The 12,110-nt window shown below is 65.6% G+C and carries 10 protein-coding genes; 5 read left to right on the top strand and 5 right to left on the bottom strand.

What is annotated here, in order from left to right:
• Positions 1-35 precede the first annotated feature (35 nt).
• Both ABDK11_RS17345 and ABDK11_RS17340 read left to right on the top strand, forming a co-directional pair.
• A complete protein-coding gene (locus tag ABDK11_RS17345) occupies positions 36-311 on the top strand; it encodes a hypothetical protein (RefSeq protein WP_346837782.1) in 276 nt (91 codons plus the stop codon).
• 120 nt (positions 312-431) lie between these two features.
• Entirely contained in the window at positions 432-998 is a 567-nt protein-coding gene (locus ABDK11_RS17340; RefSeq protein WP_346837781.1) for a CBS domain-containing protein, read from the top strand.
• 61 nt (positions 999-1,059) lie between these two features.
• Here the strand turns inward: ABDK11_RS17340 and ABDK11_RS17335 are convergent, their stop codons facing one another.
• Together ABDK11_RS17335 and ABDK11_RS17330 are read right to left on the bottom strand one after the other, a co-directional pair.
• Positions 1,060-1,743, bottom strand: a complete 684-nt coding sequence (locus ABDK11_RS17335; RefSeq protein ID WP_346837780.1) for a 2OG-Fe(II) oxygenase — start codon at positions 1,741-1,743, stop codon at positions 1,060-1,062.
• A gap of 93 nt (positions 1,744-1,836) precedes the next feature.
• Positions 1,837-4,119, bottom strand: coding sequence for a DUF5916 domain-containing protein (locus tag ABDK11_RS17330; protein WP_346837779.1), 2,283 nt, complete (start codon positions 4,117-4,119; stop codon positions 1,837-1,839).
• Between the two features lie 386 nt (positions 4,120-4,505).
• Here ABDK11_RS17330 and gcvT point away from each other — a divergent pair, with 386 nt between their 5' ends.
• From gcvT to ABDK11_RS17315, 3 genes are all read left to right on the top strand, one after another.
• Positions 4,506-5,594, top strand: a complete 1,089-nt coding sequence (gene gcvT, locus ABDK11_RS17325; RefSeq protein WP_346837778.1) for a glycine cleavage system aminomethyltransferase GcvT — start codon at positions 4,506-4,508, stop codon at positions 5,592-5,594.
• Between the two features lie 91 nt (positions 5,595-5,685).
• Positions 5,686-6,072, top strand: a complete 387-nt coding sequence (gene gcvH / locus ABDK11_RS17320) for a glycine cleavage system protein GcvH (RefSeq protein ID WP_346837777.1) — start codon at positions 5,686-5,688, stop codon at positions 6,070-6,072.
• A 175-nt stretch (positions 6,073-6,247) separates the two neighbouring features.
• Positions 6,248-7,813 carry a winged helix-turn-helix domain-containing protein gene (locus ABDK11_RS17315; RefSeq protein ID WP_346837776.1) on the top strand — a complete coding sequence of 522 codons (1,566 nt, stop codon included), beginning with the start codon at positions 6,248-6,250 and terminating at the stop codon, positions 7,811-7,813.
• A 14-nt stretch (positions 7,814-7,827) separates the two neighbouring features.
• Here the strand turns inward: ABDK11_RS17315 and ABDK11_RS17310 are convergent, their stop codons facing one another.
• The 3 genes from ABDK11_RS17310 to ABDK11_RS17300 form a co-directional block, all read right to left on the bottom strand.
• Entirely contained in the window at positions 7,828-8,913 is a 1,086-nt protein-coding gene (locus ABDK11_RS17310; RefSeq protein ID WP_346837775.1) for a serine hydrolase, read from the bottom strand.
• A 109-nt stretch (positions 8,914-9,022) separates the two neighbouring features.
• Entirely contained in the window at positions 9,023-11,287 is a 2,265-nt protein-coding gene (gene ptsP / locus ABDK11_RS17305) for a phosphoenolpyruvate--protein phosphotransferase (RefSeq protein ID WP_346837774.1), read from the bottom strand.
• A 55-nt stretch (positions 11,288-11,342) separates the two neighbouring features.
• Positions 11,343-12,023, bottom strand: coding sequence for an RNA pyrophosphohydrolase (locus tag ABDK11_RS17300; protein ID WP_346837773.1), 681 nt, complete (start codon positions 12,021-12,023; stop codon positions 11,343-11,345).
• Positions 12,024-12,110 lie beyond the last annotated feature (87 nt).

Raw genomic sequence — 12,110 nt, 5'->3', positions numbered from 1 at the left:
TAATGACTATCGTGCGCATCGGGTTTCTCTTTTTGGTGCTTCAGTCGGTACTGCTATGTGCAGCGGTACAGGCCGAGCCCGGCGCCACGAAAAGCCTCAGTGCCGACAGCTGCGCCGCGCTGCTGACCCTCGGCGACGATACGCCCTTCCCGAACACCCCCGATAACGACACCGACCTGCAATCGGTCGACGAGCCGGTGACCGTGCCGGCGTCATCATTCGCCGTATTCGGTTTCCTGCCCCCGCGCACCCAGCCGCAAAGCTGCCGTATCGATAGCAATTCGATACGCGGACCGCCCTCTCTGGCCTGAACTCCGTCCCCCTGACCTGTAAATTTCCGCCCGCCGCTGCCTCGCGCAGGGACTGTCGGAATCGAGTTAGCGTCGGCGCCGCAGCGATGACCGCGGCGCGACACCCAGAGAGTGTTACCAATGAAGAACTTTGATTTTTTCCAACTGCAGGATTTCGACAAACTGGTATTCCCGGATGAGTTTAGCGAGTTGTCGCTGGATTCCCCTGCACTCAGTTTCGTGTCGGATTTCAAGAGTCACCACCCGTCGTTGCTGACGCCGGCAGTGTCGGCGCGCAATGCCGCGCAGATCATGAGTGCCGGTCACCTGAGCGCGGTGCTGGTAGTGGACCGCGACGGCACCTTTACCGGCCTGCTTACCGCCGAGGATGTCACCTACCAGAGCATCATGCAGCGCGTTGCTTCCGGCACGCCGCGAGAGGAATTGACCGTGGGCGACCTGATGCGCCCGCGCGGTGATCTGAAAATGCTGAGTTACCAGCAGGTGGCGAACAGCAGTATCCGCGACGTGCTCGACGCGATGCGTCGCAACCGCCAGCGCGACTGCCTGGTAGTGGATCTGCACAACCACCACGTGCGCGGCCTGATCAGTGCTTCCGAGGTGGGTATGCGCCTGCACGCTGACATCGATATCGATGCCGCGCCGACCTTCGCCGACCTGTGGCGGAGCATGGCACCGGTGCACTGAGCACCGCCATCCGTTTCTCTCTGGGCGCGTGCCGCGCCGCCTGCGGGCGGTGCGGGCGCCGTCAGCGCGCCGGGTCGATGGCGTCGCCGAGGCTGTTGTTGACCCGGAACCAGCCGGTAACACTGTAGCGCGGCCGGTTGACCGTCAGCACTTCGTGGGGAAATTCCTCGCTGAGAAAAATCACCATCTGACCGAAACGCGGTGCCACCTTCAGCAGCGGTTCCGCGGCTACGGCCATGCTGTCCGGTGGATAGACCAACAGCTCGCCACCGTCGCGGGGCTGCCAGTTGGGGGTCAGGTAGAGCACCGTGCTGACCATGCGGTTGGTGTTGCCCTTGAAGGCGTCCAGGTGCTTTTTGTAGAAGGTGCCGCGGTCGTAATAGGCGTAGTGGCACTCGTAGTCGAACAGCCCCAGAAACAGGCGCCGGTTCAGCCCCAGGCGCAGTTCCTCCATCCAGCTCAAATAGGCCTGCACCGCCGGGTTGCCCCGATCCAGCCAGAAAATCTCGTCACCGCGCACGAAGCGGTTTAGCTGGTGTTCGTCCTCGCGGCCGATACCGGCCCGCTTGAATTGCCCCGGGTCGATGGACCTGAAGTGGCGCAGCAGGGCGCCGAGCAGGCTCGGCGGCAGTGGCGCGGGCAGCACCACATAGCCGTGTTCACGCAGTGCGGCAGCGATGGGGTCAAAGGGGTCGCCACCGTGGGGACCGTGCTGGTCCGGCGGTGTCGCAGCGGTGTTGTGCAAACGGGTGGGCTCCGGAAAATCCGCCGGCGCGGGCGCGCCGACGGAAAGGCTTATACACCGGAGTGCGCTGCCTGCAAAGCAAAAATTATCGGCTCAGTCGGGCAGCCAGGCGTAGCTCAATTTCAGGAACACCGAGCGGTCGGTTTTTTCCATCCGGTCGAGCGCGTCATTGTCCAGCGCCTGGTCGGAATAGCCGAGGAAAAACACCGTCTGCGGATTGACCTTGTAGGAGTAGAGCAGTTGCGAACCGAGGCTGCGGTTCTGCTGGGACAGGTCCTCGGTGTCCAGGTACAGCGCCAGGTCCCGTTCGATATCCGCATGCTGCAGGGTCAGCCGCAGGGCGCTGCGGTTGTTGAACTGGTAGCTCAGGCGCAGGTCGGTCAGGTTGGCGGTAAACAGGCGCCCGCCATCGACATCGAGGGTGCGGTAATTGTGCCGCAGGCGCGCTTCGAGATGGCGGCCGATATTCCAGGTGATCTTCGGGTCGAACTGCACCATGTCGCCGGCGCGGTTGTTGTCGTAGTCGATGGCGTCGCCGACGCGGGTATAGGCACCGAAGTAGAGTCCGGGCAGCGGGCGGAACTCGCTGTAGAGCGACAGCAGTTGCTGGTCGTACAGCTCGCCGGCGAAATCCTGCACGCGGGTCAGGCCGCCGAACTCCACGTGCAGTTGCAGCGGCCCCTCCAGAAACACGTAGCCCTCCAGTTCCCGCTCCAGCAACCTGCCGTCCTCGTCGTGGGTGATATCCCAGTCGCCGTACATCTCGATGCGGTTCCACCAGTTGTCGCGCTCGCCGTGCCAGGTGTGGCCGAGACCGGCGACGGACTTCTGGTACCCGACCTGGGTGATAAAGCCGAGATCGGAACGGAAATCCTTGCCGAACTGCTGGTGGGCGATTTTCCACGACCAGTTGCGCGAGTTGTGGCGGTAGCGCAGCTGGCCGGCGGTATCGCTCTGCGTTGCCGCCAGCTCGTAGTCGTCCTGCACCTGTTGCGGGTTCTCCGATTTTGAGGCGAGCAGCTGCGCTTCGAGGCTGTCGTTCTCATTGAGGCGGTATTTGCCATCGACACCGTAGACCTGGTTCAGGTAGTCCTCGGCGCTGCGGCTGGTGACCAGCGCGCCGACGGTGGAGCCCTGGCCGAAGTCGCGCCGGTAGCGCACCACGGCGTTCTGGCTGGTGCTGTCGTAGTTGGCGATATCCGAGCTCTCCACCCCGGGGACGACGAAATTGGTCTGCTGGTCGTCGGCGACAAACACACCGGTAGTGTTGTTGTCGGCCTTGCTGGTGAACTTCACCCCGTAGTCCGGGCTGCCGATATTGCGCGTGTGCACGATCGGCAGGAAGGTTTCGAAATAGTCGGCGCTGTCGAGAAAGAACGGGCGCCGCTCCGGGTAAAAGAGCGAGAAGTTGGTGTTTACATCCAGCTGCGCCACGTCCGCTTCGACCTGGGAGAAGTCCGGGTTGAGGGTGGCGTTGAGGGTGGAGTTGGCGGAGATACCCCAGCGCATGTCCACACCCATTTCGGTATTGCCGTCGCCGTTTTGCCAGTCCTCGCCGGCCTCCGGATCGCGGCTCTCGCTGCGCGAGGCGGTGGTGGTGGGGACTATCTCCAGATTGCGCCCGGGCTCGGCGCTGCGGAAGCCCTCCAGTTTGCCCAGCTGGCACAGGTAGCAGGAGCGGTCGCGATCCAGGGGGTTGTTGGAGATGCGCTCGCGGTCCTTGCGCGGGCGGAAGCGCAGCAGGTCGACGCCCCACACCTGGGTTTTGAGGCCGCCCTGGAAGCGCAGGATATTCAGCGGTATGGCCATCTCCACTACATAGCCGTCCTCGCCGATCTCGCCGGCCGAGTCCCAGGTGGCATTCCAGGAGTCGTCCTCGTTGCCGTTGACGTCGTCGTTGATCAGGTCCATTTGCACGCCGAGCGGATTGGCAAAGAACTCGAAGGCGCGGCGCTGGTCGTTGAAGGTGTCCAGGGTGACGCCGACAAAGTCGTCGGCGTAGGCACTGTCGCGACCGCGCATGAACGCGCGGATTTCTTCCGGGCGGGGGTCGCTGGCGACAAAGGCGATATACAGGGTGCGGCCGTCTTCCACCAGGTAGGCGTCGGTTGTCACCGTCGGCGGCACATTCTCCCGCGGCCGGGTTTCATAGTTGAGCGGCACGCGGGTGGCGCTGTCCCAGATGCCGTCATCCAGCACCCCGTCGATCACCGCGGACCGCTCGACGTGGGGGACGGCGATGTTGTCGCCGCGCACTACCAGAGGAGACTCCGTCACCGGGGCGGCGGCGAGCGCGCTGTGGCAGAACAGGCTGGAAAGCGCAGATACGAGCGCAAGACGGCCGAGCTGGCGCCTGGCCGGAAGAAAGAGATGCATAATCGGGACCGGTTATTTGTAATTATGCGGCGATATTACCTTTCTTTACATTTGACTGCGCGGTGTCCTGTCCCGTGAGAGCGGCGGTCCGCCCCGCACCGGACCCCTGGAACGGGGCGTGGCGGTGGGAAAATCTGCGGGGCTCAGTCCAGAATAACGGGAGGGGTCGCGGCGCGGGCAGGGGCGGCGGTCGGGGCGTTTCATGCCCGCCGCGACCAGCCTTTTTGTACATTCCGCGGCAAACCGCATGATTGTCGGCGGCGGGCGCGGGGCGCAGGTTTAAGTCCCGTCGCCTGCTAGGCTTGCAGGATATTGCCGTCTGGCCACTGCCGCAGGGTGCCCGTTAAAATACCCGGCTTTCATTTTTAGCGAATCGAGAACAAAAGATGGGAAACAGAACGCCTCTGTATGACACGCATGTCGCTATGGGCGGCAAAATAGTGGATTTTGGCGGTTGGGACATGCCGCTGCATTACGGCTCGCAGCTGGAGGAGCACAACCAGGTGCGCACCGCGGCCGGCATGTTCGATGTCTCCCATATGACCGTGGTGGATATCGACGGTGACGGCGCCCGCGATTATCTGCGCTACCTGCTCGCCAACGACGTGGCCAAACTCGACGGCAACCCCGGCAAGGCGCTGTACACCGGCATGCTCAACGACAAGGGCGGCGTTATCGATGACCTGATCGTCTACCTGCGCGAGTCGGGCTACCGCGTGGTGGTCAACTGTGCCACCCGCGAGAAGGATCTGGCGTGGATGCAGCAGCACACCGCCGGCTTCGACGTGACCCTGACCGAGCGCCCGCATCTGGCCATGGTCGCCATTCAGGGCCCGCAGGCGCTGGACAAGGTCAAAGAGGTACTGGGCATCGAGTGGACCGCCGCCATCGACGACCTCAAGGTGTTCCAGAGTGTCGCCCGCGGCGACTGGTTCGTGGCCCGCACCGGCTACACCGGTGAAGACGGTCTCGAGATCATGCTGGCCGCCGACGATGCACCGGGCTTCTGGCGTGCGCTGGCGGATGCCGGTGTGGCCCCCTGCGGACTCGGCGCGCGCGACACCCTGCGCCTGGAAGCGGGTATGAACCTGTACGGCCACGAGATGGACGAGGATACCTCGCCGCTGGTGGCCAACATGGGCTGGACCATCGCCTGGCAGCCGGAAGAGCGCGATTTTATCGGCCGCGGCCCGCTGACCGAGGAAAAGGCCGGCGGTGTGCAGCAGAAACTGGTGGGCCTGGTGCTCGAGGAGCGCGGTGTACTGCGCGCCGACCAGGCAGTGGTAGTGGACGGCAGCGAAGACCGCGGTATCATCACCAGCGGCACTTTTTCCCCGACCCTGGGCCACTCCATCGCACTGGCGCGGGTACCGGTGAACGTGGGCGACACCGCCCAGGTGGAAATGCGCAAGAAGCTGGTGCCGGTCAAGGTGGTAAAACCCTGTTTCGTGCGCAACGGCAAGTCGGTGATCTGACCCCTGCCGCCGAACTACCGGCCGGACGGCACGCCGTCCGGCCCGGATCCGAATTTGAAAAACTAGCAATGCTTAATCGAGGGATCACAGCATGAGTGAAATCCGCAGCGAACTGAAATACCTGTCCAGCCACGAGTGGGCGCGCCTGGAAGAGGACGGCACTGTGACCGTCGGCATCAGCGATCACGCCCAGGACGCGCTCGGCGATGTCGTCTATGTGGAAACCCCGGACGTGGGCACTACCCTGGCGGCTGGCGACGAAGCCGGTGTCGTTGAGTCCGTGAAAGCGGCCAGTGACGTTTACGCGCCGGTGTCCGGCGAGGTCATCGAAGTCAACGAAGCGCTGGAAGACGCGCCGGAAACCGTCAACTCCTCTCCGTATGACGATGGCTGGTTCTACCGCATCAAGCCGAGCGATGTCAGCGAGCTGGACAAGATGCTCGACGCCGAGGCCTACAAGACCGAATCCGAAGACTGAGCGGGAGCGCCGGCGTGGGGATCGCATTGATACCACGTTGAACATCCCGAGTTAAAAAAAGCCGCCCCGGTTACCGGGGCGGCTTTTTTTTGCCCGTATAAACGCGGCCGGCGAGCAGGTGAACCGCGGCACGGGCTTCGCTTACACTGTGCGATCCGAAAACGCGATGCCCATCATGCACTACCAACTGGATGACCTGACCATCGATCTCGCGCGCCAGCAGGTACGGCGCGGCGATGTACTGCTGAATGTCTCCGGCCTCAGCTTTCGCCTGCTGGCTTTCATGCTCGAACGCGGCGCGGACGTGGTTTCGTTTGACGCGCTGATTGCCGGCGTGTGGGCGCCGAGCATCGTCAACGAAGAGACGGTGACCCAGCGTGTCAGGCTGCTGCGCTCCGCGCTGGGCGATGACGGTCGCAGCCCGCGCTATATCCGCTCGGTACGCGGCAGTGGCTACCAGCTCGCGACGGCGCCGCGGCCGCACGCCACCGGTGCCGGGCCAGTACCGTCGCCGCGCCGCAATGCGTCGGCGGGATGGCGCCACTGGCGCGCCGCCGCGCTGGTCACGGCGATCGCCGCAAGCGCGTCGGCGGTATGGTGGACGCTCGGTGGTGGTGCGCCGCGACAGTCCCCGGATCCGCGCGGCGATCTGCTCGCCCGCGCCGATTACTACGCCGGTATCGGTCAGCGGGATAACAATGCGCGCGCGGCGGCACTCTACCGGCAGGTGCTGGTGTCGGTGCCGGACAATGCGCGCGCGCAACTGGGGCTCAGTTTTACCTACAGCGCCAGGGTGTGCCGCTACGACGGCGATACCGAATGGGCGGACCGGGCCGAGGCGCTGGCGCGCCGGGTGCTCGAGCGCGAGCCGGATAACTACCGCGCCCACGATGCCCTGGGCTATGCGCTGGACTGCCGCGGCGAGGTGGATGCGGCTATCGCCGCCTACCGGCGCGCGGTGGCGCTGGCACCGCCGCAGCAGAGCGGCAGCCGCACCGCACTGGCCTATCTGCTCGCGCAGCAGGGGGAACTGGCGCAGGCGCTGGCCATCAACCTGTCGGTGCGCGATGACGATCCGGGCCAGACCTTCAACGACCTGCAGCTGGCGCGCGACTACGAACTGCTCGGCTACCCGGCCGCCGCCGAGGTGCTGTATGCGCGCAGCTTCGAGCTGTATCCGGACAACCTTTTCTCCAACGTCGCCTACCCCAGAAGCCTCTTTTTACAGGGCCGTTTCAGCCAGGCGCGGGCTCTGCTCGAACGCGCCGCCACGCGACCGGTGCACCCGGATTTGTGGCAGCTGCAGGGTGAGCTGGCGCTGCTGGCGGGGAAGCGCGACGAGGCGCAGGCGAGCTTTGGCAGGGCCCACCAGGCGCGGCCCTCCGATCCGTATTTCGATACGCTGCGGCGGCTGTACCAGACGCCGGCTTCCGTCGACTGGATACCGCAGCGCCTGGCGGCCCTGCACGCGCAGCGCGCGCGGGGTGTGAATGCCCCATCCCTGTGGCTGGAGCAGGCCCTGCTGCTGCAGGCGCAGGGGGCGACGTCTGCGGCTGTGTACGCGCTGCAGGCGGCGGTGGATCGCGGCTACCGCGACAGCGCCTACCTGCGCGTATCACCGCTGTTTGCGGGTCTGCGCGGCGCACCGCGTTTTGCCCGGGTGATCGATCGCATCGCGGAAACGGTGCGCGCGCAGCGTGAGCAGGTGCCACCCGAATTGCGCCCGCGGGTACCGCTGTGAGGGGCGCAGCCGGATCAGGGGTGCAGGGCGTCGAGGATATATTGCTGGAAGAGTCGGTGACTCTGCGGGTGGCCGTAGGACTCGCCGTAAGCGGTGCTGGTGATGACCGCGACCAGTGACAATTCCGGCATCACGAATACGTAGTTGCCGCCGTTGCCCGCCATCGCCCAGGCTTTTACCGGTCGGCCGTCCAGTTCGAACGGCGCGCGCCACAGCTGGTAGCCGTATTCGTAGTGCTCGCGCGGCACCGCCCGCGGCGTCAGCATGGCGTCGATCCAGTGGGCGGAGACCACCTGCCGCTCGCGCCAGCGGCCGTGCTGGTTCAGCAACAACCCGAACTTGAGCAGGTCGCGGCTGCGATAGCTGGTGCCGCCGCCGGGCATGGCGCCACCGGTTGGCGTGTACTGCCACTTTACCCTGTCGATGCCCAGTGGCCGGTAGAGCGTGGTCGCGGCGTAGCGGTCGAGGCGCTGACCGGTGGCGGCCTCGATCGCGGCCCCCAGCAGCACACTGTCGGCAGTGCAGTAGGAGAAGGCGCGGCCGTAGGGGGAGTCCGCCGGCTTGCTCACCCAGGCCGGAAAACCGCGCACTGGCAGGTCCAGCGCAAACCTGACCCAGTCCCGCACCAGGTACATGCGCTCTTCGTGCCCGCGCGAGAAGCTGTTCTCATCGTCGCATTCGAGCGGTGAACTCATGGTCAGCAGGTCCTCCAGGGTCATGGCGGACTTCTGCGGATCGGGATTGGCAAGGGGCTGAAAGGAGGGGAAGAAATCGACCACGCGCGCGCGCACGCCGGCGATGGCCTTGCGATCGATCGCCGCGCCGAGCAGCAGCGCGGTGACGGTCTTGGTCAGCGAGCGGGTATTGTGCAGTGTGTCGCGGTCACTGCCGTTGAAGTAGTGCTCGTAGACCAGCTTGCCGTTTCTGGCGACCAGCACGCTGGTGAGCTTGTGGAACTTGTCTTGTTCCACCGCCCGCGCGAGGCCCGCGAGGGTGTCTGAATTGAGGCCTGCGTCCGCGGGGCCGGCCTCGGGCAGGGCCGCCAGTGCCGGTGTTGCCAGCAGCAGAGCCAGCAGAATTGTGCAGAGTCTTGTGTCCATGGGGGTCTCCAATAAAGTGCCAATCGGTGGCGCTTATTGGAGTGCGGGGCTGTCTGAAGAGACTGAAGCCCGCATGAAGAATTGTGAAGGTGGCCGCGGCGGCCGGTATTTACTGACCCGCGGCCGGCTGCAGCAGCGCTTTCAGGCCCAGCCGCTTCAGGTAGGCCTGCACCGTTTCCTCGACCTCTTCCGGCGCGTGCATGGCCAGCACCTGCTGCAGCAGCAGGTCGGTGTCCGCCTTGCGCACGGCGCGCAGCGCGGCCTTGACCCGCGGCAGGTTGGTGGCGTTCATCGACAGTACGTCGTAGCCCATCGCCACCAGCAGCAGCGCGCCGCCGGGATCGCCGGCCAGCTCGCCGCAGATGCCCACCTTGGTGTCGGCGGCGTGGCCGGCTGTGACCACATCGCACAGGGCGCGCAGCACCGCCGGGTGCAGGGCGTGGTAGATATTGGCCACGCGGCTGTTGTTGCGGTCCACCGCCAGCAGGTACTGGGTCAGGTCATTGCTGCCCACGGAGATGAAATCCACCCGCTCGGCCAGCTCGCGCGCCTGGTATACCGCCGAGGGGACCTCGATCATGATGCCGAGCGGCGGCATCTGGATCTCGAAGCCCTCGTCCACCAGCTCGGTGTGGGCGCGCTGCACCAGTTTGCGCGCCGCTTCCAGCTCGCCCACGCCGCTGATCATCGGCAGCATGATGCGCAGGTTGTCGAGGCCCAGGCTGGCTTTCATCATCGCGCGCACCTGCCCCAGGAAGATCTCCGGGTGGTCGAGGGTCACGCGGATGCCGCGCCAGCCGAGGAACGGGTTGGTTTCCTCGATGGGGAAATAGGCCAGCGCCTTGTCGCCGCCGATATCCAGCGTGCGCATGGTGACCGGGCGCGGGGCGAAGGCGGCCAGCTGCTCGCGGTAGATCTCGCGCTGCTCCTCCTCGGACGGGAAGCGGTCGCGCAACAAGAAAGGCACTTCGGTGCGGTACAGGCCCACGCCCTCGGCGCCGCGCTCCAGCGAGCGCACCACGTCGGCCATCAGCCCGGTATTGACCCACAGCCGCACGCGGTGACCGTCGGCGGTTTCCGCCGGCAGGCCGGCCAGGTGGTCGAGGTTGCGCGCCAGTTCGCGCTCCTCGGCGACGATGGCGTCGAAGCGGCGGCGCAGTTCGCGGCCGGGGTGAATGTGCAGTTCGCCGCGGTAGCCGTCGACCACCAGCTCGGCGCCGTCGACCTGTTCGTAGGGCAGCTCCTGCGCGCCCATGACCGCCGGCAGGCCCATGGCGCGGGCGATGATGGCCACGTGGCTGTTGGCCGATCCCTTGATCGATACCAGCCCGATCAGTTTGTCCCGCGGCACTTCGGCGAGCATCGCGGCGGTGAGCTCCTCGCCGATCAGCACGGTATTTTCCGGGTAGTCGCGCCGGCTCTGCTGTTGCTGGCGCAGGTGCACCAGTACCCGCGCGCCCAGGTCGCGCACGTCGGCGGCGCGATCGCGGAAGTAGGCGTCGGACATGGCTTCGAAGCGGTGTACATGCTCGAGCATGACCTCGGCCCAGGCGCGCGGGGCGCTGATCTGCTGGCGGATGCGGTCGCACACCTCCACGGCCAGGGAGTTGTCGTCGAGCATGCTGATATAGGCATCGAACAGCGCGCGTTCCTCGCGGTTCAGTTCGTCCTTGAGGCGCTCGCCGACCTCGCGGATCTCGCTGCGCGCCGCCGCCAGTGCCTGGTGGAACAGCTCCAGCTCGGCCTCCACGTCGACGCAGCAGGAGTAGGGCACCGTGGCCAGGTTGACCTGGGGCGCGATGACGTGGGCGCGGCCGATGGCGACGCCGGGAGAGGCGGCAATGCCTCGGAATTTGGCCTCTTTGCGCTGGCGACCGATGACGGCCAGGGCGCCGGTGGCCTCGGCGTGGGCAATGACGCCGGCGAGCTGCGCCGACAGCGTGACCAGAAAGGCTTCTTCACCCTCGTCGAAGCGGCGCTTCTCGGCCTGCTGCACCACCAGCACGCCGAGGACGTTGCGGTGGTGGATGATCGGGGTGCCGAGGAAGGCGCTGAAGCGCTCCTCGCCGGTGGCGGGGAAGTAGTGGTAAGCCGGGTGGGCCTCGGCCTGCTCCAGGTTGATCGGTTCCTCGCGGGTGACCACGTTGCCCACCAGGCCTTCGCCCGGCGCCAGGTGCACCTGGCCGACGGCGTCGGGGTTGAGGCCGCGGGTGGCCATCAGCACGTAGTTGCCGGACTGCTTGTCGCGCAGATAGACCGAGCAGACACGGGTGCGCATCACCTCGCGTACGCGGCGTACGATGATATCCAGTACCGCGGGGAGGTCGCGGGCCGCGTTGACTTCCTGAACGATACTGCGCAGAGATCCGAGCAAAGGCTTTTCCCTTCCTTAAATATTCCCTGAGTCTAAGGTAGCGCGCGGCGGGGTGCTATTCGCGCTCCTGCGGCGGCGTTTCCCACTGGTCCTGGCGCGGGGCCTCGTCGCACTCGCGCAGCCAGCGTTTTTCCAGCTGCAATTGCTGCGGGGCGAGTTCAGTGAGGGCGCGCCGGTACACTTCGCGCTTGAAGGTCACCACCTTGCTGAGCGGGTGCCAGTAGGTGACCCAGCGCCAGTGGTCGAATTCCGGCTTGTAGCCATTGTTGAAGCTGATGGTGCTCTCCGGGGCCTCCAGCCGCAGCAGGTACCACTTCTGCTTCTGGCCGATACACAGCGGCTCCGAGCGCTTGCGGATCAGCCGCTGGGGCAGGCGATAGCGCAGCCAGCCGCGGGTACAGGCGATCATGCTCACCTGATCGCGGGTCAGCCCGATCTCCTCGTAGAGTTCGCGATACAGCGCCTGTTCCGGGGCCTCGCCCGGATTGATACCGCCCTGGGGGAATTGCCAGGCGTCCTTGCCACCGACCCGCCGCGCCCACAGCGCCTGGCCGCGGGCGTTCAGCACAATGATACCGACGTTGGGGCGGAAGCCCTCGGCGTCGATATTGCTGCTGTTGTCGCCGCCCTGGCCGCGGGGTTTTCGATTGTTCCCGGGGGCCTCGGAGCGGTTGGACTGTCTGGCGGACTTGCGGCGGTTCTTGCGCCCAGATTGCGCCGATTTGCCGTCGCCCAAAATAGCGTCCTCGAATTATTGGCGTGTGGCCAGTTGCCACACAGACTTGCTCTGCATTGTTCCACAGCGGAGGGCATTACGGCAATT

It is taken from the genome of Microbulbifer sp. SAOS-129_SWC, assembly GCF_039696035.1.
Classification (GTDB): Bacteria; Pseudomonadota; Gammaproteobacteria; order Pseudomonadales; family Cellvibrionaceae; genus Microbulbifer.
Note: the sequence above shows the minus strand (reverse complement) of the source record. Positions and strands in the feature narration are given on the sequence as shown.